The following is a 22,052-nucleotide window of genomic DNA, read 5'->3' as shown; positions in this document are numbered from 1 at the left end:
ATGCCGGAAGGTCGCCCGGCGCTCGGCGGGGCGGTATGGCGGAAGGGCACCTACCCATCGTGCCAGATCCGCGTACCGTCGCCCGCCCACGCCGCGACACCGGGAGGCACGCCGGGGCGGACCGGTGCGCGAAGCCCGGTGGCTGGTCCTTTACACTCTCGTGGCGCGTTACGCTAGACCTTCGGCGTAGAAATTTCCGATCGCGTCACAACTGAACCAGGAGCCGCCCATATGCCGATGCCCACCGAGGAAAGGGTGAGCCAGCTCGTCGCTGAGCTCGTCGCACGCCGGGGATTCGACCTCGAGGGCGTCGCGATCGCGTCTGCGGGCAAGGACGAATTGGCGCCGGTTCGGTTGAAGGTCACCGTCGACAGCGACGGTCCGGCCGATCTGGACGCGATCGCCGAGCTCAGCCGGGAGATGTCCGAGCTGCTCGACGACGCCGGCGATTTCGGCGAATCCGCCTACCTGCTCGAAGTGACCACCCCCGGCGTCGACCGCCCGCTGACCGCCGAGCGGCACTGGCGACGCGCGCAGGGCCGCAAGGTGAAGGTCGCGCTGCGCGACGGCGCCGAGCCGGTCGAGGGCAAGGCTCGCTTCGAGGCGCGCGCAGGCCAGCTCGCCGAGGACGGCACCGTGGCGCTGGTCCTCGGCGGCAAGAACAAGCCGCACCGGGTGCACGTGCCGCTCGCCGACATCGCCACCGCGGTGGTCCAGGTCGAGTTCAACGCACCGGGCGCCGCCGAACTCGAACTCGCGGGCGGGATCGCCGCGGGCCGCCCGGTACCGGGCGAAGAACCCGCCGACCTCGCCGCCGCAGGACAACACAGTGACTCTCCCACCGAAGGGGTTGCGGAATGAACATCGAAATCGAAGCCTTGCGGGCGATCGTCGCCGACAAGGGCATCCCCATCGAGACCGTGATCTCGGCGATCGAGTCGGCGCTGCTCACCGCCTACCGGCACACCGAGGGCCATCAGCCCAACGCGTACATCGACATCAACCAGAAGACCGGTGTGGTCCGGGTGATGGCGCGGGAGCTGGACGCCGACGGCAACCTCGTCTCCGAGTGGGACGACACCCCGGAGGGCTTCGGCCGGATCGCCGCGACCACCGCCCGCCAGGTGGTGCTGCAGCGGCTGCGCGACGCCGAGAACGAGAAGTCCTTCGGCGAGTTCTCGACCCATGAGGGCGACATCGTCGGCGGTGTCGTCCAGCGCGACGCCAGGGCCAACGCCCGCGGCATCGTGGTGGTGCGGATCGGCAGCGAGGCCAACGGCGCCGAGGGCCTGATCCCGCCCGCCGAGCAGGTGCCGGGGGAGACCTACGAGCACGGCGACCGGATCAAGTGCTACGTCTACGGCGTCTCCCGTGGCCCGCGCGGCCCGCAGATCCAGCTCTCGCGCACCCATCCGAACCTGGTGCGCAGGCTGTTCTCGCTCGAGGTGCCCGAGATCGCCGACGGCTCGGTGGAGATCGTCGCGGTGGCCCGCGAGTCGGGGCACCGCTCCAAGATCGCGGTGCGGTCCACCGTGCCCGGCGTGAACGCGAAGGGCGCGTGCATCGGCCCGATGGGCCAGCGCGTGCGCAACGTGATGAGCGAGCTGGCCGGCGAGAAGATCGATATCATCGATTACGCCGAGGATCCGGCGACCTTCGTCGGCAACGCGCTCTCGCCGTCGAAGGTGGTCTCGGTCACCGTCGTCGATCCGGAAGCCAGGGCGGCCCGGGTGATCGTGCCGGACTTCCAGCTGTCGCTGGCGATCGGCAAGGAGGGCCAGAATGCCCGCCTGGCCGCCCGGCTGACCGGCTGGCGCATCGATATCCGCAGCGACGCGGCCCCGGAGCAGGGCGATTCGGTTCGGCCGGAGGCGCACCGTAGTTGACGAAAACGCGGGAATCCCGACCCTCGGATGACATGTTCGTAACTTCGGAAGGGGAGGGGTTCGTCGTTATGACCGGGTCACCGGTAGAGTGGGTGGAAGACCGGCCCGCGCAATCCGTTCGAACCTGTATCGGATGCCGTCAGCGCGAGCCGTCTGCCGAACTGTTGCGGATCGTGGCGCAGCATCGGAACACCGGCTCCGCCGGGGCTCCGGCTGTTGCGGTCGTTCCCGATCCACGGCGCAGACTTCCCGGACGGGGTGCCTGGCTGCACCCCGTTTCAGCTTGTCTGCGTTCCGCAGAGCGGCGCCGAGCATTCGGCAGAGCCCTACGAGTGTCCGGAAATCTGGATATCTCAGCCCTGGAGCAGTACCTCGAGAACAGGCACGAGCACTCATGAGCACACCGTGAAGCACCAACGATGAACGTCCATCGGAGATAACCCGAGGTCGTGCGGGCCGCCGTCCCCTTACACGGTGGCGCTGCTCGGCCTCTCAGTGAGGAGAGCAGTGGCAGGCAAGGCCCGCGTGCACGAGTTGGCCAAAGAACTCGGTGTCACGTCCAAAGAACTACTCGCGAAGCTCAAGGAGCAGGGCGAGTTCGTGAAGTCGGCGTCCTCGACGGTGGAAGCACCCGTCGCCCGTCGCCTGCGCGAATCGCTCGCGTCGAAGTCCGCCCCGGCGGGCGACGCGAAGCCGGCGGCCCGTCCCGGTCCGTCCCAGGCGGCCCGTCCGGCCGCCAAGCCCACTCCCGGTGGCGGCCCCCGTCCCGGTCCGCGTCCGGCTCCGGCGGCGCCCGCCGCCGCGACCCCCGCGGCCCCGGTGGCTCCGGCCGCCGAGTCGGCTCCGGTCGAGGCCAAGCCGGCTCCGGCCGCTCGGCCGACCCCGGCCGCCGCGCAGTCGGCGGCGCCCGCCGCGAAGCCGGCCGGTGCCCCCGCGCCCGGTCCGCGTCCGGCCCCCGGCGCACCGCGTCCGGGTCAGCCCGCCGCCGGTCAGGCCCGTCCGGGTCAGCCGGCCCCGGGTGCTCCGGCCCCGCGTCCGGCCGGTCCCGGCCCGAAGCCGGGCCCGAAGACCCCGCGCGTCGGCAACAACCCGTTCAGCTCCGCCCCGGATCGTGAGCGTCCGGCCCCGCGTCCCGCCCCGCAGGGCGGCCCGCGGCCGACGCCGGGTCAGGGTGGTCCGCGTCCGGCTCCCGGCCAGGGTGGTCCGCGTCCGGCTCCCGGTCAGGGCGGTCCCCGTCCCGGCCAGGGCCAGGGTGGTCCGCGTCCGGCCGCCGCGCAGGGCGGTGCCCCGCGTCCCGGTGGCCCGCGCCCCAACCCGGGCTCGATGCCCCCGCGGCCGAACCCCGGTGCCATGCCCCAGCGCTCCGCGCGTCCGGGTCCGGCGGCCGGTGGCCGTCCGGGTCGTCCGGGCGGCGCGCCCGGTGGCGCCGGTCGTCCCGGTGGCGGCGGTGGCGGCTACCGCGGTGGCGGTGGCGGTGCCCCCGGCGCAGGTCAGGGTGCCGGTGCACCCGCGGCCGGTGGCTTCCGTGGTCGTCCCGGTGGCGGCGGCGGTCGTCCGGGTGGTCCCGGTGGCCGTGGTGGCGCGGCCGGTGCGTTCGGTCGTCCCGGTGGCGCTCCGCGTCGTGGCCGCAAGTCGAAGCGGGCGAAGCGCGCCGAATACGAGAACATGCAGGCGCCCGCCGTCGGTGGCGTGCGGCTGCCGCGTGGCAACGGCGAGATCATCCGGCTCGCCCGCGGCGCGTCGCTGTCGGACTTCGCCGAGAAGATCGACGCGAACCCGGCCGCTCTCGTGCAGGCGCTGTTCAACCTGGGCGAGATGGTCACCGCGACCCAGTCGGTGAACGACGAGACCCTCGAGCTGCTCGGCAGCGAGATGAACTACGTCGTGCACGTCGTCAGCCCCGAGGACGAGGACCGCGAGCTGCTGGAATCGTTCGATCTCACCTACGGCGAGGACGCCGGCGGCGAGGACGACCTCGAGCAGCGTCCGCCGGTCGTGACCGTCATGGGTCACGTCGACCACGGTAAGACCCGACTGCTGGACACGATCCGTAAGGCCAACGTCCGTGAGGGCGAGGCCGGTGGCATCACCCAGCACATCGGTGCCTACCAGGTGCTGACCGATCTCAACGGCGACGAGCGCCTGATCACCTTCATCGACACCCCGGGTCACGAGGCGTTCACCGCCATGCGTGCCCGTGGTGCGAAGGCCACCGACATCGCGATCCTCGTGGTCGCGGCCGACGACGGCGTCATGCCGCAGACGGTGGAAGCGATCAACCACGCCCAGGCGGCCGACGTGCCGATCGTGGTGGCGGTCAACAAGATCGACAAGGAAGGCGCGAACCCGGACAAGATCCGGCAGCAGCTGACCGAGTACGGCCTGGTGACCGAGGAATACGGTGGCGACACCATGTTCGTCGACATCTCGGCCAAGCAGGGCACCAACATCGACGCGCTGCTGGAAGCGGTCCTGCTGACCGCCGACGCCTCGCTCGACCTGCGGGCCAACCCGGACATGGACGCCCAGGGTGTCGCCATCGAGGCGCACCTCGACCGCGGCCGTGGCCCGGTGGCCACCGTGCTCATCCAGCGCGGCACGCTGCGCGTCGGCGACTCGATCGTGGCGGGCGACGCCTACGGTCGCGTGCGCCGCATGGTCGACGAGCACGGCGACGACGTCGAGGCGGCCCTGCCGTCGCGGCCCGTCCAGGTCATCGGTTTCACCTCGGTGCCCGGCGCAGGCGACAACCTGCTCGTGGTCGACGAGGACCGGATCGCTCGCCAGATCGCCGACCGCCGCAATGCGCGCAAGCGCAACGCACTGGCCGCGCGCAGCCGCAAGCGGATCAGCCTGGAAGATCTGGATGCCGCCCTGAAGGAGACTTCGGAGCTCAACCTGATCCTCAAGGGCGACAACTCCGGTACGGTCGAGGCCCTCGAAGAGGCCCTGCTCGGCATCGAGATCGACGACGAGGTGCGTCTGCGCGTCATCGACCGCGGTGTCGGTGGCGTCACCGAGACCAACGTCAACCTGGCGTCGGCCTCGAACGCGATCATCATCGGCTTCAACGTCCGTGCGGAGGGCAAGGCCACCGAGCTGGCCAACCGCGAGGGCGTCGACATCCGGTACTACTCGGTGATCTACCAGGCCATCGACGAGATCGAGAAGGCCCTCAAGGGCATGCTCAAGCCGATCTACGAAGAGGTCGAGCTGGGCCGGGCGGAGATCCGCGCGATCTTCCGTTCGTCGAAGGTCGGCAACATCGCCGGCTGCATGGTCCTGTCGGGCTCGGTCAAGCGCAACGCCAAGGCGCGCCTGATCCGCGACGGCAGGGTGATCGCCGAGACGATGACCATCTCCTCGCTCAAGCGGGAGAAGGACGACGCCACCGAGGTCCGCGAAGGTTACGAGTGCGGTATGACCGTGACCTACAACGACATCAAGGACGGCGACATCATCGAGGCGTACGAGCTGCGCGAGAAGCCGCGCGACTGATCACGCACACCGTTCCACACGCCGCACCCGACACCTCGGGTGCGGCGTGTGGTCATGCGGGCAATCCATCCATCTACCAGGAGGTGAGCACCGCTGTACATCGGTGCGCTCGAATTCGATCTACTGCTCGGTGACGTGCACTCGCTCAAGGAGAAGCGGTCGGTGATCCGCCCGATTCTCGCCGAGCTGCAGAAGCGCTTCGCCGTCAACGCCGCCGAGGCCGGTGACCAGGATCTGCATCGCCGGGCCCTGCTCGGTGTCGCCATGGTCAGCGCGGAAACGAGTCACCTGAACGAGGTGCTCGACAAGTGTGAGCGGCACGTCGCCGCCCGTCCGGAGATAGAGTTGCTGGCAGTACGCCGCCGGATCTTCGGACCCGAAGACTAGACCAGAGGAGGACAGACCCATGGTGGATCAAGCCAGGGCACGCCGACTCGCCAAGCGGATTTCCGCGATCGTGGCCACCGCGATCGAGTACGAGATCAAGGATCCGCGGCTGCGGTTCGTCACCGTCACCGATGCCAAGGTGACCGGCGATCTGCGCGAGGCAACGGTGTTCTACACGGTGATGGGCGAGACGCTCGACGCCGAACCCGACTACGCGGCCGCGGCCGCCGGTCTGGACGCGGCCAAGGGCGTGCTGCGGTCCAAGGTGGGTGCGGGTACCGGGGTGAAGTTCACCCCGATCCTGTCGTTCACGCTGGACAAGGTGCCCGACGCGGCCCGCGAGATGGAAGAGCTGCTGGCCCGGGCTCGCGCCATCGACGACGAGGTCGCCAAGGTCGCGGCCAACGCCACGCACGCCGGTGAGGCCGACCCGTACAAGTCCGATCGCGACGACGACGGCGACGAGTAACCCCGATGACCAGCGTCCGTGACGCGACCGTGCCGGCCGCCGCCGTCGCCGCTCTGGCGACGGCGCGGGCGGTGACGGTGCTCTGTCACGTGCAGCCCGACGCCGACACCATCGGCAGCGGGCTCGCGCTGGCGCTGGCACTGGAACGCAAGGGCGTGCCGGTGGTGGTGTCCTTCGCCGAGCCCGTCGAACTGCCCGCCTCGCTGCGGACGCTGCCCGGCGGGCATCTATTGGTGCCGCCCGCCGAGGTACCGGCCGAGGTCGACCTGCTGGTCGTCGTCGACTGCGGCGCGCGCAGCAGGCTCGGCGTGCTCGCCGACCGGCTGGACGGGGCCGCGACGACGCTGGTCATCGACCATCACCGGGCCAACGACGGGTTCGGCACCGTCGATCTGATCGACGAGTCGGCGGCCTCGACCACGGAGCTGGTCACCCGGCTGCTCGACGCGTGGGGCATCCCGATCGACGCCGCCATCGCGCACTGCCTGTTCGCGGGGCTGGTCACCGACACCGGGTCGTTCCGCTGGGCCAGAACCGGCAGTCATGCCCTGGCCGAACGGCTGCTGGCGACCGGGATCGATGGCGCCGAGATCACCCGCGTCCTGCTCGACACGCATCCGTACGCGTGGTTGCCGATGCTGTCGAAGGTGCTGTCCACGGCGGTCGTGGTGCCCTCGGCGGCCGGGGTGGGGCTGGTCTACGCGCTGGTGCGGGCCGCCGATACCCACGAGGTGGGACCCGAAGAGGTGGAGAGCGTCATCGACGTCGTCCGCACCACCGCCGAGGCCGGGATCGCGGCCGTCTTCAAGGAGGCCCGCGGCCAGAACGACCGCTGGACCGTCTCGCTGCGCTCGCGCGATTCCGCGCCGGGTGCCGCCGACGGCGTGGACGTCGCCGCGATCGCCAGTGGATTCGGTGGTGGCGGACATCGGTTCGCGGCGGGGTACACAACGTATGGCAACGCCGCCGACGTGGTGCAGGCGCTGGTCACCGCGCTCGGCTGAGCGCGGCGCCGTCTGCCGTCCCCGGACGTGCCGGACCGTTCTCGGAGGAGATCCGAACCGGCGGGCAGGCCGATCGACCCGGCCGAGGCCGGTGACCGGCGTGCCGACAGTCCGGTGCGCGGCCGGTCGCGCTGATCAGCCGACCGGAACCGGCTCGCGGCGCAGCCGCCGGACGAGGGGTACGCCCAGAATCGTTGCGACAGCGCACAATCCGAACGCGAGTGCCGGTCGGTCGACGAGCAGGCCGGTGGCCCCGGCGACGACGAGGCCGCCGAGATTGCCGGTCATCCAGATGAGCCCCGCCGCGGTGCCCTCGGCCACCCCGGTGTGACGCTCGGTCATGGTGAGCACGATCGGCAGGGCGGGCAGCAGGGTGAGGCCGATCAGGACGAACGCCAGGAACCCGGTGGCGAGCCCGGGCGCCACGGCGACGAGCAGGCAGGCCAGCGCGCTGGCGGTGAGCCCGACCATGACCGCGGGCAGCTCGACACCGCGCCGCAGCACCGCGACCGGTACCACCGCGCAGCCGACGACCCCGGCCACGACATTGATCAGCAGCACGATGCTCGCGGCATCCGCGCTGACCCCGGCGGGTTCGAGCAGCGCCTGACCGTAGGTGGCCAGCGCGACGAAGGTGCCGAACGGGAAGAAGACCGCCGCGCACAGGCGGCGGACATACGGGTCGCCCAGGGTCGCGCGCAGCGCGGCGAGCGGGGGTTCCGGCTCGCCCGTGGGACGCACGGGCGCCGCGCCGTGCCCCGGCCGCAGCAGTTCGACGGTGAGCAGCACCGCCGCCACGGTGGCGAACCCCGCGCCGAGGGCGGTCAGCGTCCACAGCTGGCTCTCGGCGGGGAAGATCGCCCCGAGCACGAAGGCCGCCGCCATCCCGGCGAAGGTGCTGGCGGTGCCGACCGCGATGCCGGTCGGGCGGTCCTTCTCGTCGAGATAGTGCCCCGCGACGCCGGTGATCGCGTTGAGCACCAGCGGCTGCGCGACGGCCACGATCGTCTGACCGGCCAGCGCCATCGCGAAGCTGTCGTGCAGCAGGCGCAGGTCGGCGCCGATCGCGGTGAGCGCCGCGCCCGCGATCAGGGCGGGCCGGAACCAGCGGTCGAGCAGGATGCCGGCGGGGATCGCCAGCACCACGTACAGCAGCGGGAACATATTGGCCAGCCAGCCGACCGCCGACTCCGACACCCCGAAATGGGCCGCCGCCACCGTGGTGACCGGCGCGTAGTTGAGCCACACGACCTGGGTCGCGGCCCCCACGAGGGCGAACGCCGTGATCACGCGCCACCGCTGTACAAACGCCATGGATGCTGTCCTGAGAGCTCGGGGCGAACCGGAGGGGTCGCGCTGCGTCCGCCCTGACTGGGCGAGTGACCAGTATCGCCGGTGGCGTCGGGTGCCGCGACATTTACCAGGGATTTCGCCGGGATCGTCCGGTTCCGCACCGGCCGTGTCCGGTCCGGCCCCGCGCCGGGCCCGTGGTCCGGCGCTCGTCGCGGCGCGGGATCGGGTCGCGACGGGTGTGCGAGCATCGGTGGCGGGCGCCGGTTCGGGCGCCATCGACGGGGAGGCGGAGCCTGATGTCCACGGTTGATCCGGACGCCGAGGTGGGGCCGCGGCGGATTCTCGGGATCGCGCTGCCCACGCTCGGCGTGCTCGTGGCCGAGCCGCTGTACCTGCTGTTCGACATGGCGATCGTCGGCAGGCTGGGGGCGCTGGCCCTGGCCGGGCTCGCGGTCGGTGGGGTCATCGTGGGGTCGGTCAGCACCCAGCTCACCTTCCTGTCCTACGGCACCACCGCGCGCGCGTCGCGGCGGCACGGCGCGGGGGATCGGGCGGGCGCGGTCGCGGAGGGCGTGCAGGCCAGCTGGGTGGGCGCGGCGATCGGTGTGCTGATCCTGCTGGTGGTGCAGCTGTTCGCGGGGCCGCTGTGCGCCGCGATCGCCGGTGGCGGCGAGATCGCGGACGAGGCATTGGGCTGGGTGCGGATCGCCCTGTTCGGGGTGCCGCTGATCCTGCTGTCGATGGCGGGCAACGGCTGGATGCGCGGGGTGCAGGATGTGCGCCGTCCGCTGATGTACGTGGTGGCGGGACTGGCGCTGTCGGCCGTGCTGTGCCCGGTGCTGGTGTACGGGCTGCTCGGGGCGCCCCGCCTGGAGTTGGCGGGGTCGGCGGTGGCCAATGTGGTCGGTCAGCTCGTGACCGGCGGCCTGTTCGGCTACGCGCTGCTGCGCGAACGGGTCTCGCTGCGTCCAGTTCCCGCCGTGATGCGGGCCCAGCTGGTCCTCGGCCGCGATCTCATCGTGCGCAGCCTGTCGTTCCAGGCGTGCTTCATCTCCGCCGCCGCGGTCGCCGCCCGCTTCGGCGCCGCCTCGGTCGCCGCCCATCAGCTGGTGCTGCAACTGTGGAACTTCCTCGCGCTGACCCTGGATTCGCTGGCCATCGCGGCCCAGGCCCTCGTCGGGGCCGCGCTCGGCGCGGGCAACGCGCGGGGCGCGAAGGGGATCGCCCGGCGGGTGACGGGCTGGTCGGTGATCTTCGCGCTGGTCCTGGCCGCCTGCTTCGCCGCCGGGGCGGGGGTGATCCCGCTGCTGTTCACCGACGACCCGCAGGTCCTCGAGCGCACGCACGTCATCTGGTGGTTCTTCGTCGCCATGATCCCGGTGGCGGGCGCCGTCTTCGCGCTCGACGGCGTCCTGCTCGGCGCGGGCGACGCGGCCTTCCTCCGCACCGCCACGCTGGTCGCCGCCCTGGTCGGCTTCCTGCCGCTGATCTGGCTCGCCCTGGTCTTCGACTGGGGCGTCGCGGGTATCTGGTCTGGGCTGGTGGCGTTCATGCTCCTGCGTCTGCTCGCGGTCGTCGCCCGCGCCAGGTCCGGTCGCTGGGCCCGCGTCGGCGCCGACGTCCCGACGGGGGCCGCCTAGCCGGAGTGGCGCTCGTCACAGCGATACCTGGTACGGCGAGTTCGCACTACCGTCGGCACGGAGGACCTCGAGCCGACGATGGAGGCGACGTAGTGCGTGGCGTGAAGTCCAGGAGTATCGGTCTCCGAGCGGCGGTCGGTGCCGCCGTCCTGCTCGCGGGGCTCGGGCTCGCAGTGCCGACGGCGCACGCGGCGCCCGACGGGGCGGGCACCCTGCTCGGGCACATCGATCAGCCCGCGGGCTGGGGGAACTGGTCGCGCGCGGCGATCGTGGACTACCGCACAGAGGGGCCGACCGGTGGACTGATCAACGGTGCCGGGCTCGTGCTGCTGCCGGACTCGCCGCCGCCCGCGGGTGGCTACCCGGTCGTGGCCTGGGACCACGGCACCAGCGGCCTCGGCCCGCAGTGCGGCATCACGACGAACAAGGCGGTGCACGAGCAGCCGCTGCTGCAGTCCTTCCTCGATCGCGGCTGGGCCGTGGTTGCGCCGGATTACCTCGGACTGTCCGCCGGGTCCGACACCGTGCATCCCTACCTGCACACCCGCACCGAGGCCACGGCGACGATCGACCTCGTCCGCGCTGCCCGCGCGGCCGAGCCGGACCTCTCGGCTACCTGGGCTGTGGTCGGCGGATCGCAGGGCGGCCACGCGGCGCTGGCCACCGGCAATCTGGCCGGCGACTACGCGCCCGAACTGGACTTCCGCGGCACCGTAGCGCTGGCACCGGAATCCAACTTCGAACAGGTCCTGTCCCGGCTCGACCCGCGGGTGCCGAATCTGCCGATCGTGGACGAGCTGGTCGGCCCGTTCGCGGGCATCCTCGCCGGGCTGCGCGCCGCCCGCCCCGACCTGGATGTGAACGGCCTGCTCAGCCCGCGCGGCCGGGAGGTGGTCGACGCGATCGCCACCAGCTGCGTCGCCGACTTCGGCCAGGTGGTCGACGGCGCGTCGATCGGCGCGCTGCTGGCCCGCCCGGTGGACGCCGACGGCATCGGCGCGGCCCTGCGCGACTACATGGTGGTCCCCACGGTCGGCTACCGCCAGCCCATCCTGATCGTGCACGGCGCCGCCGACACGGTGGTCCCGCTGCCGATGACCTACACCCTGCTCGCGCAGATGCGCGCGGCGGGCACCGCGGTGGAATTCGGCCAGTATCCGGGCGGGCACCCCGAGATCGACGCCCAGGCACGACCACAGGTGGTGTCCTTCGTCGCCGGGCTGTTCCGCGTCTGACGGCCCGACGGCGGCGTCCCCGGACCGCTGGATCCGCTGGTCGCCGACGACCGCGCGATCGGAACGGGCGAACCCGCGCGGGCGCCGGTTCACGGGTGTGCCACTGTGGACAGGTGATTCCGAAGTTGATGGCGGTCAGTGATGTGCACGTGGGGCATCAGGGCAACAAACCGGTGGTGGAGCAGATCCACCCGGACTCGCCGGAGGACTGGCTGATCGTCGCCGGTGACGTGGGCGAGAAGGCCGAAGAGGTCCGCTGGGCGCTGGAGCTGCTGCGCGGCCGGTTCGCGAAGGTCATCTGGGTGCCGGGCAATCACGAGCTCTGGACCACGCCCAAGGACCCGGTGCAGATGCACGGCGCCGCCCGCTACGACTACCTGGTCTCGATGTGCCGCGACCTCGACGTGGTGACCCCGGAGGACCCGTATCCGGTGTGGACCGGCTCGGGCGCCGAACAGTACGGCGGCCGCGTCACCATCGCGCCGATGTTCCTGCTCTACGACTACTCGTGGCTGCCCGCGGGCACCACCACCAAGGCCCAGGGGCTGGCCGTGGCGCGGGAACGCAATGTCGTCGCGACCGACGAGTTCCTGCTGACCCCCGACCCGTACCTCACCCGCGACGCCTGGTGCCACGCCCGCGTGCAGTACACCCAGCGCCGCCTCGACGCGCTGGGCCCCGATGCCCCGGTGGTGATGGTCAACCACTTCCCGCTGGTCCGCCAGCCCACCGAGATCCTGTTCTACCCCGAGTTCTCGATGTGGTGCGGCACCGATCTCACCGCCGACTGGCACACCAGCTACAACGTGGTCTGCTCGGTCTACGGCCACCTGCACATCCCGCGCACCACCTTCTACGACGGCGTCCGCTTCGAAGAGGTCTCCCTCGGCTACCCCCGCGAATGGAAGCGCCGCGGCATGCCGGAGCCCCTGCTGCGCCAGATCCTGCCCGAACCCGTCTACGCCGACGGCGACCTCAACGCCTGGGGCGGCCACTTCACCGTCACGCCCGAGATGGAGGCCGCCGCTGCCGAGATGCGGGCCAAGGCCGACCGTCGCCGCGGCATCTGACCAGAGATTTGCTTCGAGCCTCGACCACTGATTTGGTGATGAACATGGGTAACTCACCGGGCACGGGCGCACTCGCCCCGATGCACCACCGCAGGCCGCCGAACACACCGGTCGGCCACCCGAGTCCGGCCGGAAATCGCGGGGAGGCGGGACATGCTTGACAACATTCTGCCCTCGGGCGTTGCCGCCGCCGAGTTGCTGGCGTACCCGGAGGACCTGAAGGCGCATCCCGCCGAGGAGCACCTCATCGCCAAGTCGGTCGAGAAGCGCAGGCGCGACTTCATCGGCGCCCGCCACTGTGCCCGCCTCGCGCTCGAGCAACTCGGCGAGCCGCCGGTGGCGATCGGCAAGGGGGAGCGGGGCATGCCCCTGTTCCCGCGCGGTGTGGTCGGCAGCCTGACCCACTGCGACGGCTACCGCGCCGCCGCGATGGCGCACGCGCTGCGGTTCCGCTCGGTCGGCATCGACGCCGAACCGCACGGCGCGCTGCCCGAGGGTGTGCTCGACTCGGTCAGCCTGCCCGCCGAACGCGAGTGGCTGGCCACCGCGCCCGCCGACGGCCTGCACCTGGACCGCCTGCTGTTCTGCGCGAAGGAGGCCACCTACAAGGCCTGGTTCCCGCTGACGCTGCGCTGGCTCGGTTTCGAGGACGCACACATCACCTTCGAGATCGATTCCCGCACCGCCGATTCCGGCACGGGTACGTTCCACACGCGACTGCTGGTTCCCGGGACGACGAACGACGGCGGCACCCCGCTGACCTCGTTCGACGGCCGCTGGATGATCGCCGACGGGCTGATCCTGACCGCGATCGCGCACGGCTGATGGGCGCGCGCACCCCCGCGGTGGACCCGCTGGGCGGCCTGGTCATCGTCGACAAGGACGGCGGCTGGACCAGTCACGATGTCGTCGCGCGCAGCCGGAAGCTGTTGCGCACCAAGAAGGTCGGGCACGCGGGCACCCTCGACCCGATGGCCACCGGCGTGCTGGTGCTCGGCGTGGAACGGGCGACCAAGCTGCTCGGTCAGCTGATCCTCACCACCAAGGCCTACACCGCGACCATCCGGCTCGGCCAGGCCACGATCACCGACGACGCCGAGGGCGAGGTCACCGCGACCACCCCGGCGCTGCACGTGACCGATGCCGAGATCGCGGCCGGTGTCGCGGCGCTGACCGGTGACATCGCGCAGATCCCGGCCACGGTGAGCGCCATCAAGGTCGACGGCGAACGCGCCTACGCCCGCGCCCGCGCGGGGGAGGAAGTGCAGCTCGCGGCCCGCCCGGTGACGGTGTCGCGCTTCGACATCCTGGCTCGCCGCGACGTCGCCGACGGCGAGTTCGTCGACCTGGACGTGGAGGTCGAGTGCTCCTCGGGCACCTACATCCGCGCGCTGGCCCGCGATCTCGGCGCCGCCCTCGGCGTCGGTGGTCACCTGACGGCGTTGCGCCGCACCAGGGTCGGCCCGTTCACCCTCGAACACGCCCGCACCCTGGAGCAGCTGGCCGCCGCCGCGGAAGCCGAACAGCCGCTGCTCAGCCTCGATATCGACACCGCGGTCCGCACGGCCTTCCCGCACCGCGACATCGACGAGTCCCAGGCGAACGACCTGCGCAACGGCCGCTGGCTCGCGCCGATCGGGCTGGCGGGTGTCTACGCCGCCATCGACCCGGCGGGCCGGGCCATCGCGCTGCTCGAGGAGAGCGGCAAGCGGGCGGCCTCGGTGATGGTGGTCCGTCCCCAGGGCATCGGCGACTGACACCGAAGGTGTTGCGCCGCGTCGGCGTTCGGCGGCGGGTACCCGCGGGCGCGGTCACCGCCGCCCGGCTCGCCGGACGTCGTCGCTGCCGCCTCCGTAGAGTGGCGGTGACGGTCGGCGTGCGGATATCGCCGACCGGGGGAAGGGTAGCGAGATGAGTACAGAGCCGGTCGACACGTTCACGCTGTGGGACCGCGACGGCGACGGGCTGGTGTCGGTCGACGACATCGCGACCGGCATCCGTTCCGCCGGTATCGAGGTCGACCGCGCGGCGATCGAACGCCTGGTCGCCGCGGCCGACACCAACGGCGACTTCCTGGTCTCCCGCGCCGAATTCGACGCCGCCGTGGTCGATGGCCGCATCGAGGTGACCGACGCCGACGCCGCGTTCCGGGTCTTCGACGTCAACGGCGACGGCCGGATCTCGGTGAGCGAACTGGACTCGCTGATCCGCCACGTCGGCGGCGGCCGCATCGACGAACCGGCCGCCGACCTGCTCGCGGCCGCCGATCAGGACGGCGACGGCTACCTCTCGCTCACGGAATTCCGTGTGCTGCTGGACTTCCTGTCGCGCTGAGGGCGCCTGCCCGGGCCGCCGTCACACGACCCGGACGGCTTCGGCTATGCCCGCTGCGGCACAGACGAAGCGGCGGTACGGGCGAAGAGCATCGTGGCGACGACGAACAACGCCACGCCGGGATCGATGTCCGGACATCGCGCGGCTGCCTGCTCCGGCATCGCGAACAACGCGATCGCGATCAGCAAGCCCGCCGACAACGCGAGGCGCTCGGTGAACTGGATTCGGAAGAGGATCTTCATGGGTGCCACCGTTCGGGTAGGAGGGTGCGGTGATTCCCATGGTCGGGACGCCGCCGTGGTGACGGCACCAGGTCGACACCTGCCGACGGGATCGCGCGACGGCGGCACCGCGTCGACGCTCGCGTCGACATTTGTCGACATCTGCCGACACCGAAGGGCATCATGGCGGCAGGGGTGATGCTTCATGATCGATCGGACCGCGACGGATCGGTTCGCAGCGAAACTACGGGCCCACCGTGAGCGGTTCGGCAACCCGACCCAGCAGGTTCTGGCGGGGCGGATGATGATCAGCCGGGCCATGGTGGCGGACTGGTTGAGCGGCAACCGCTTTCCCAGCTGGCGTCACACCGAGGCGCTGGTCGTCGCGTGCGAGCCTGCCCTCGCCGAGAACGCGGCCGGGTTGCGGGAGTGGCAGAGCCTGTGGGAACAGACCCGCGCCGACCGGGATGCCGAGCGTTACGGCTCCGGACCCGCCGATGTCCTTGTGCGCGAGGACACCTCGACCAACCTCATCTCCACCACCTGGTACCGGGACAACCCCGAGTTCTACTCCGCCGCAGCGCGACAGGTTCGGGCGGCGACGCAGGAAATCCGCTGCACCTATTTGCGAGCCCACCCGCCGACATCGTTCGCATCGAGTGCCTCGGCGGACTATTTCGAGGCCGTCCTGGACTGGGCTCGCAGCTGCGGTAACGAACAGCGGTCTGCGCGCCGGGTGATCGCGGCGCCGACCCGCAACGGCGTCGTCGTGCCCAGCATGCTCGACTGGTTGCGCAGTCATCGAGACCAGACTGCCGACATCTTGTCCTACGAGGCGAATGTCATCGACTGGTCCGCGGTTGTCGACGGTGTCAGCATGGCGCTGCTCGACGACACCGTTGCCTTCCTTGCCTTCTCCGGCGGCGGGCGGCAGAAGTTGAACGGATTCAGTGTCACCGACCGTAATTTCGTCGGCTACTACATCGTCAACTTCGAGCAGATGTGGTCGGTCTCGACACCGCTGGCGGAGTTCCTCGACCTCAACCAGGGCTAGGCCGTCTGCCGTCCGTGTGCTGCTGGACTTCCTGTCGCGCTGAGGGCGCGGCCGCGATGTCAGGGGTACTGGACCGTGGTTAACACCACAGCCACCTCTCGCGATAGCCAGGACGAATAGCTCTCGGCTACGGAGGGGTGGGCCATGGCCGCACTGCGGAAGACCTGGATCGGCGTGGTCGCCGGCGTGACATTGCTGCTCGCGGGGTGTGGGGGTGATGGTCCGCAGTCGGTGGTTGCGTCGAGTTCGGTGCGGCCGAGCACCGTGACCAGCACGTCACGGCCACCCGTCATCGTGCCGCCGAGCGAGGCGCCGGTCACCAGCCCGCCGCCGGTGACCCGCCCGCCGGTCGGTACCTCCGCCGCGCCGACGTCCGCGCGCACCACGCCGCCGCCCACGCCCGCGACCGGCACCGTCGTGTTGCGGACGGCGACCCTGTCCGGGGTCCCGGTTCCCGGTGTGCCCGTGCGGCTTTCGCTCCAGCAGCCGTGCGATCCGGCAGGCCACGACATTCCCGTCGGCGAGACCACCGAGACGCAGCGCCAGGAGGGCGTCACCGACGCCGCCGGGCTGGCCGTCTTCACCGCGGCGACGGGCTGCTACCACTTCGGCATGACGGCGCCCGCCGGCACGAACCCGGTCCCCGAGGGCATGCACTCGCTGTTCCTGGTCGAGGCGGGCGCGACCGTCACCGGGAACCTGCGCTTCCAGGACACCGCACCGGCGTCCGCCTGCGCCGAGGCCACCGTGGAGACCGAACTCGGGGTCGACGCGGGTCCGGTCGCCACCATCTCGCACTGCGACGGGCGCTGGGCGGTCGTGTCCTGGGACAGCCCCGGCGACAACCAGCGGATCATCACCCGCGCCACGGGCACCTGGGCCACCTATGTCCAGTTCCCGCACGACACGTGCTGGGCCGAGGCGAGCGCCGCCGGTGTCCCCGACACCCTGCGGCACTACTTCTCCTGCTGAGCTAGGCCGTCAGCCAGATGGCTTCGGCGGCGAGGGTTCCCAGCTCGGTCGGCGCCTCGGCGGCGGCGATGCGGACCGCGATGGTGCCGGCGAAGTCGCGGCGTTCCTCGACCGCGATCACGGTGTCGAGGGCGATGCCGACCGAGTCGAAGTAGCGCAGCATCGCGGGGTCGGAGTCGGAGATGCGGGCGACGCGGCCGGATTCGCCCGCGGCGAAGTCGGACAGGCGTCGCGCCGGGGGCGTGGGGACCGCGCCGTCGACCGACGGGATGGGGTCGCCGTGCGGATCGCGGTCGGGGTGGCCGAGTTTGGCGTCGATGCGCGTCATCAGCAGTTCCGAGACCGCGTGCTCGAGCACCTCGGCCTCGTCGTGCACCTCGTCCCAGCCGTACCCGAGCTCGTTCACCAGGAACGTCTCGATCAGCCGGTGCCTGCGGACCATGGCGACGGCGGCGCGGCGGCCGTGCTCGGTGAGGGTGATCGCGCCGTAGCGGGCGTGCTCGACGAGGCCCTGATCGGCGAGCTTGCGCACCGCCTCGGACACCGTCGAGGCCGACACGCCGATCCGCTCGGCGAGCAGCTTGGTCGACACTTTTTCCTGTGACCACTCCTGCGCGGTCCAGATGACCTTCAGATAGTCCTGCGCCACCGCGGACAATTCGGGCGCGAGCGTCGCGGTGGCAGCGAGTTCGGCCTGTTCACCGGGCGCTGTCGACGCTCGGCGGGTAGCGACATCTCGTTTACCTGGCACATCATTGATGTTAGGCATCCCTGGCCCGAATGACACATCGGCGGACCGGCACGGCGCCGGCGAATAACGTTGCGTAGGCTTCGCTCTGTGCAGAGATGGCGAAGTCTCGACGATGTGCCCGCCGACTGGGGGCGCTGCGTCCTCACGATCGGCGTGTTCGACGGCGTGCATCGCGGGCACGCGCAGCTGATCAGCCGTGCGGTGGCCGCGGCGAAGAAGCGTGATGTTCCCTCGGTTCTGATGACCTTCGATCCGCATCCCATGGAAGTGGTCCGGCCCGGTTCCCATCCCGCGCAGCTCACCACCCTGACCCGGCGGGCCGAGCTCGCCGAGGAACTCGGGATCGATGTGTTCTGCGTGATGCCGTTCACCCAGGACTTCATGAAGCTCACCCCCGCCGGTTACGTCCACGACCTGCTGGTCGAGCGGCTGCACGTCACCGAGGTCGTCGTCGGTGACAACTTCACCTTCGGCAAGAAGGCCGCGGGCACCGTCGACACCATGCGCGATCTGGGCGCCCGCTTCGGCTTCGAGGTCGACGGCGTCACCCTGCTCGGCGAGCACGCCGTCACCTTCTCCTCCACCTACATCCGCGCCTGCGTCGACGCGGGCGACATGGCGGCCGCCGCCGAGGCGCTGGGCAGGCCGCATCGGGTCGAGGGCGTCGTCGTGCACGGCGACGGCCGCGGCCGCGGGCTCGGCTTCCCGACCGCCAACGTCGCCCCGCCGATGCACGCGGCCATCCCGGCCGACGGCGTGTACGCGGGCTGGTTCACCGTGCTCGGGCCCGGTCCGACCATCGGCACCGTCGAACCCGGCGAGCGGGCGATGGCCGCGATCTCGGTCGGCACCAACCCCACCTTCTCGGGGCGTTCGCGCACCGTGGAGGCGTTCGTCCTCGACGGTGAGGCCGATCTGTACGGCCAGCACGTCGCGGTCGATTTCGTCGAGCAGCTGCGCGGGATGCGCAAGTTCGACACCATCGACGACCTGGTCGAGGCCATGGGTCGCGACGTCGAGAACGCCCGCAAGGTGCTCACCGCCGCCGACGCCTGACACCCGGTTCGGCCCGCGCTCGAGCGCTCCGGTACAGTCGATCCTCGGGTTTGCTGCGGTCTGCGGTGGCGCCCACCTGGTTTGTCCAGGCTTCGAGCGCAGTCCAACGGTATTCCTCGCGCGAGCGGGGATGAGCCCTGAGAAATAGGAGTCGATGCCGCATGGCGCTGACCACTGAGCAGAAGTCGGCCATCCTGGCCGAGTACGGCCTGCACGAGAAGGACACCGGCTCGCCGGAGGCGCAGATCGCGCTGCTGTCGAAGCGGATCTCGGACCTGACCGAGCACCTGAAGCAGCACAAGCACGATCACCACACCCGGCACGGCCTGCTGGCCCTGATCGGTCGTCGTCGTCGCCTGTCGAAGTACCTGCAGGCCAAGGACATCGAGCGCTACCGTTCGCTCATCGAGCGTCTCGGCCTGCGCCGCTGATCTGCTTCGACACGCCTCCCCGCTGAGGCGGTCGGCGAGTAGCCAATGGGAAGAAGTACACTTCTTCTCGTTGGCTATTCGTGTATTCGGCGACCATCGGGTTTCCGCGTGCACTACAACATGTGACAGCCGTATGCATCCGTCCGCGTGGCGTCGGTCTTCGGTAGTGGCCTTTCGGCTGGCGAATTCCCGCCGCCGTCGGGCTTCGATCGATGACCGCCTCCGCGTCGCCGCTTCCAAGGGGATCCGGCCGGGTGCTGCGCGTGGCAGCCAGGAGGGTTCCCACGTGTCCGTGTCCGGTACGGCTGACGAATAGCTGGTTCGCGCCCAGATGGTGCTGCGCTCCGGCGAGACGAGAGGTCGAGAGAAGAAAAATGACGCAGACAACTGAACGTACTTCGACCGCGGTCGAGGTCGAGCCCGGTGTTTTCGAGTCGGTCGCGCTGATCGACAACGGCAGCTTCGGCACCCGCACCATCCGCTTCGAGACGGGCCGTCTGGCCAAGCAGGCCGCCGGATCCGTCGTCGCCTACCTGGACGACGAGACCATGCTGCTGTCGGCGACCACCGCCGGCAAGCACCCCAAGGACCAGTTCGACTTCTTCCCGCTGACGGTCGACGTCGAAGAGCGCATGTACGCCGCGGGCCGCATCCCCGGCTCGTTCTTCCGTCGCGAGGGCCGCCCCTCCACCGACGCGATCCTGACCTGCCGCCTGATCGACCGTCCGCTGCGCCCGTCGTTCGTCGACGGCCTGCGCAACGAGATCCAGGTCGTGGTCACCGTGCTGAGCCTGGACCCGCAGGACCTCTACGACGTGGTGGCCATCAACGCCGCCTCGGCGTCCACCCAGATCTCCGGCCTGCCGTTCTCCGGCCCGGTCGGCGGCGTGCGCGTCGCCCTGATCGGTGGCCAGTGGGTCGCGTTCCCGACGGTGGAGCAGCTCGAGGGCGCCGTGTTCGACATGGTCGTCGCGGGCCGCGTCACCGAGACCGGTGACGTCGCCATCATGATGGTCGAGGCCGAGGCCACCGACAAGGTCATCGCCCTGATCGAGGACGGCGCGCAGGCGCCGACCGAGGCCGTCGTGGCCGAGGGCCTCGAGGCCGCCAAGCCGTTCATCGCCCGCCTGTGCCGCGCGCAGTCGGACCTGGCGACCCTGGCCGCCAAGCCCACCGAGGAGTTCCCGCTCTTCCCGCCGTACGCCGCCGACGTGTTCGAGGCCGTCGAGGGCACCGCCAAGCGTGAGCTGAACGAGGCGCTGAGCATCGCCGACAAGCAGGCCCGTGAGGCCAAGATCGACGAGATCAAGCTGGACGTCCTCTCGCGGCTGGGTGAGGACTTCACCGGTCGCGAGAAGGAACTGGGCGCGGCGTTCCGCTCGGTCACCAAGAAGCTGGTGCGTCAGCGCATCCTCACCGACGGCTTCCGCATCGACGGCCGTGGTCTGGCCGACATCCGCGCGCTGAGCGCCGAGGTCGCCGTGATCCCGCGCGCCCACGGTTCGGCGCTGTTCGAGCGTGGAGAGACCCAGATCATGGGCGTCACCACCCTGGACATGGTGAAGATGGCCCAGCAGGTCGACTCGCTCGGCCCGGAGACCACCAAGCGCTACATGCACCACTACAACTTCCCGCCGTTCTCCACCGGTGAGACCGGTCGCGTCGGTTCGCCGAAGCGGCGCGAGATCGGCCACGGCGCGCTCGCCGAGCGTGCGCTGATGCCGGTGCTGCCCTCGCAGGAGGAGTTCCCCTACGCCATCCGTCAGGTCTCGGAGGCGCTGGGCTCCAACGGCTCCACCTCGATGGGTTCGGTGTGCGCCTCGACCCTGTCGCTGCTCAACGCCGGTGTGCCGCTGAAGGCGCCGGTCGCCGGTATCGCCATGGGCCTGGTGTCGGACACCGTCACCAACGACAAGGGTGAGGACGAGGTCCGCTACGTCGCGCTGACCGACATCCTCGGCGCCGAGGATGCCTTCGGCGACATGGACTTCAAGGTCGCCGGTACCCGCGACTTCGTCACCGCCCTGCAGCTGGACACCAAGCTCGACGGCATCCCCTCGCAGGTGCTGGCCGGCGCGCTGAACCAGGCGCACGACGCCCGCACCACCATCCTGGACGTGATGGCCGAGGCCATCGCCACCCCGGACGAGATGAGCCCGTACGCCCCGCGCGTCACCGCCATCAAGATCCCGGTCGACAAGATCGGCGAGGTCATCGGGCCCAAGGGCAAGATGATCAACCAGATCACCGAGGACACCGGCGCCAACATCTCCATCGAGGATGACGGCACCGTGTTCGTCGGTGCGACCGACGGGCCGTCGGCGCAGGCCGCGATCGACGCGATCAACGCGATCGCGAACCCGCAGCTGCCGAAGGTCGGCGAGCGCTTCCTGGGCACGGTCGTCAAGACCACCGCCTTCGGCGCGTTCGTCTCGCTGCTGCCGGGCCGCGACGGCCTGGTGCACATCTCCAAGCTGGGCCAGGGCAAGCGCGTGGCCAAGGTCGAGGACGTGGTCAACGTCGGCGACAAGCTGCGCGTGGAGATCGCCGACATCGACAACCGCGGCAAGATCTCGCTGGTCCCCGTCGAGGAAGAGGCCCCGGCCGCCGAGGCCGCCCCGGCCGAGGACGCCGCCGCGGAGTAACCGCGCCGGTAGCCGTACCGACCACCGAAACCCCTCGTCGTCTCGCGCGGCGGGGGGTTTCGTCGTGTCCGGGGGACGCCCCGCGCGCGGAAAAGTGGTGTGAATC

21 protein-coding genes are annotated in these 22,052 nt (G+C 70.7%); 18 read left to right on the top strand and 3 right to left on the bottom strand.

Annotated elements, in window-relative coordinates:
• The first annotated feature begins 231 nt into the window (after positions 1-231).
• The 7 genes from rimP (at position 232) to AB0L91_RS02270 (ending at position 7,244) form a co-directional block, all read left to right on the top strand.
• Entirely contained in the window at positions 232-861 is a 630-nt protein-coding gene (rimP, locus tag AB0L91_RS02300; RefSeq protein WP_357344551.1) for a ribosome maturation factor RimP, read from the top strand.
• Positions 858-1,886, top strand: a complete 1,029-nt coding sequence (nusA, locus tag AB0L91_RS02295; RefSeq protein ID WP_355280671.1) for a transcription termination factor NusA — start codon at positions 858-860, stop codon at positions 1,884-1,886. The genes rimP and nusA overlap by 4 nt, the downstream gene beginning before the upstream one ends.
• A gap of 68 nt (positions 1,887-1,954) precedes the next feature.
• Entirely contained in the window at positions 1,955-2,284 is a 330-nt protein-coding gene (locus AB0L91_RS02290; RefSeq protein ID WP_357345694.1) for a YlxR family protein, read from the top strand.
• A gap of 109 nt (positions 2,285-2,393) precedes the next feature.
• On the top strand, positions 2,394-5,384 hold the full coding sequence (gene infB / locus AB0L91_RS02285; RefSeq protein WP_365006940.1) for a translation initiation factor IF-2: 2,991 nt from the start codon (positions 2,394-2,396) through the stop codon (positions 5,382-5,384).
• A 93-nt stretch (positions 5,385-5,477) separates the two neighbouring features.
• Positions 5,478-5,771 carry a DUF503 domain-containing protein gene (locus AB0L91_RS02280; protein ID WP_355277864.1) on the top strand — a complete coding sequence of 98 codons (294 nt, stop codon included), beginning with the start codon at positions 5,478-5,480 and terminating at the stop codon, positions 5,769-5,771.
• A 19-nt stretch (positions 5,772-5,790) separates the two neighbouring features.
• Positions 5,791-6,240: a 30S ribosome-binding factor RbfA gene (gene rbfA / locus AB0L91_RS02275; protein ID WP_355277821.1), complete on the top strand. Its 450-nt coding sequence runs from the start codon at positions 5,791-5,793 to the stop codon at positions 6,238-6,240.
• A gap of 5 nt (positions 6,241-6,245) precedes the next feature.
• Positions 6,246-7,244, top strand: a complete 999-nt coding sequence (locus AB0L91_RS02270) for a bifunctional oligoribonuclease/PAP phosphatase NrnA (RefSeq protein ID WP_365006939.1) — start codon at positions 6,246-6,248, stop codon at positions 7,242-7,244.
• A 135-nt stretch (positions 7,245-7,379) separates the two neighbouring features.
• On the opposite strand, the gene AB0L91_RS02265 is transcribed toward AB0L91_RS02270, so the two are convergent.
• Positions 7,380-8,558, bottom strand: coding sequence for an MFS transporter (locus tag AB0L91_RS02265; RefSeq protein ID WP_365006938.1), 1,179 nt, complete (start codon positions 8,556-8,558; stop codon positions 7,380-7,382).
• A 275-nt stretch (positions 8,559-8,833) separates the two neighbouring features.
• Between AB0L91_RS02265 and AB0L91_RS02260 the strand changes: the two genes are divergently transcribed.
• The 6 genes from AB0L91_RS02260 to AB0L91_RS02235 all read left to right on the top strand — a co-directional run bounded on the left by AB0L91_RS02260 (position 8,834) and on the right by AB0L91_RS02235 (position 14,816).
• Positions 8,834-10,177: an MATE family efflux transporter gene (locus AB0L91_RS02260; RefSeq protein WP_365006937.1), complete on the top strand. Its 1,344-nt coding sequence runs from the start codon at positions 8,834-8,836 to the stop codon at positions 10,175-10,177.
• A 101-nt stretch (positions 10,178-10,278) separates the two neighbouring features.
• Entirely contained in the window at positions 10,279-11,412 is a 1,134-nt protein-coding gene (locus AB0L91_RS02255) for a lipase family protein (protein ID WP_365006936.1), read from the top strand.
• Positions 11,413-11,525: 113 nt separating this feature from the next.
• Positions 11,526-12,482, top strand: coding sequence for a metallophosphoesterase (locus AB0L91_RS02250; RefSeq protein WP_365006935.1), 957 nt, complete (start codon positions 11,526-11,528; stop codon positions 12,480-12,482).
• A 153-nt stretch (positions 12,483-12,635) separates the two neighbouring features.
• Positions 12,636-13,307, top strand: a complete 672-nt coding sequence (gene npt / locus AB0L91_RS02245; protein ID WP_365006934.1) for a 4'-phosphopantetheinyl transferase Npt — start codon at positions 12,636-12,638, stop codon at positions 13,305-13,307.
• On the top strand, positions 13,307-14,239 hold the full coding sequence (gene truB, locus AB0L91_RS02240; protein ID WP_365006933.1) for a tRNA pseudouridine(55) synthase TruB: 933 nt from the start codon (positions 13,307-13,309) through the stop codon (positions 14,237-14,239). The genes npt and truB overlap by 1 nt, the downstream gene beginning before the upstream one ends.
• Positions 14,240-14,393: 154 nt before the next feature.
• Positions 14,394-14,816 carry an EF-hand domain-containing protein gene (locus AB0L91_RS02235; RefSeq protein WP_365006932.1) on the top strand — a complete coding sequence of 141 codons (423 nt, stop codon included), beginning with the start codon at positions 14,394-14,396 and terminating at the stop codon, positions 14,814-14,816.
• A gap of 44 nt (positions 14,817-14,860) precedes the next feature.
• On the opposite strand, the gene AB0L91_RS02230 is transcribed toward AB0L91_RS02235, so the two are convergent.
• Positions 14,861-15,058, bottom strand: coding sequence for a hypothetical protein (locus AB0L91_RS02230; protein WP_365006931.1), 198 nt, complete (start codon positions 15,056-15,058; stop codon positions 14,861-14,863).
• A gap of 184 nt (positions 15,059-15,242) precedes the next feature.
• On the opposite strand from AB0L91_RS02230, the gene AB0L91_RS02225 reads away from it, so the two are divergent.
• Entirely contained in the window at positions 15,243-16,091 is an 849-nt protein-coding gene (locus AB0L91_RS02225) for a helix-turn-helix transcriptional regulator (RefSeq protein WP_365006930.1), read from the top strand.
• A 144-nt stretch (positions 16,092-16,235) separates the two neighbouring features.
• The gene (locus AB0L91_RS02220; RefSeq protein WP_365006929.1) at positions 16,236-17,063 is read left to right on the top strand and encodes a hypothetical protein; all 828 of its coding nucleotides are present in this window, start codon (positions 16,236-16,238) and stop codon (positions 17,061-17,063) included.
• 1 nt (position 17,064) lies between these two features.
• Here the strand turns inward: AB0L91_RS02220 and AB0L91_RS02215 are convergent, their stop codons facing one another.
• A complete protein-coding gene (locus tag AB0L91_RS02215) occupies positions 17,065-17,832 on the bottom strand; it encodes a metal-dependent transcriptional regulator (protein ID WP_355277791.1) in 768 nt (255 codons plus the stop codon).
• Between the two features lie 69 nt (positions 17,833-17,901).
• Between AB0L91_RS02215 and AB0L91_RS02210 the strand changes: the two genes are divergently transcribed.
• From AB0L91_RS02210 to AB0L91_RS02200, 3 genes are all read left to right on the top strand, one after another.
• Positions 17,902-18,870: a bifunctional riboflavin kinase/FAD synthetase gene (locus AB0L91_RS02210; protein WP_355277789.1), complete on the top strand. Its 969-nt coding sequence runs from the start codon at positions 17,902-17,904 to the stop codon at positions 18,868-18,870.
• Positions 18,871-19,031: 161 nt separating this feature from the next.
• Positions 19,032-19,301: a 30S ribosomal protein S15 gene (rpsO, locus tag AB0L91_RS02205; protein ID WP_019048089.1), complete on the top strand. Its 270-nt coding sequence runs from the start codon at positions 19,032-19,034 to the stop codon at positions 19,299-19,301.
• Between the two features lie 374 nt (positions 19,302-19,675).
• Positions 19,676-21,946, top strand: a complete 2,271-nt coding sequence (locus tag AB0L91_RS02200; protein WP_355277786.1) for a polyribonucleotide nucleotidyltransferase — start codon at positions 19,676-19,678, stop codon at positions 21,944-21,946.
• The last annotated feature ends 106 nt before the right edge of the window (positions 21,947-22,052 follow it).

The organism is Nocardia sp. NPDC051833, from assembly GCF_040681225.1.
Taxonomy (GTDB): domain Bacteria; phylum Actinomycetota; class Actinomycetes; order Mycobacteriales; family Mycobacteriaceae; genus Nocardia.
Note: the sequence above shows the minus strand (reverse complement) of the source record. Positions and strands in the feature narration are given on the sequence as shown.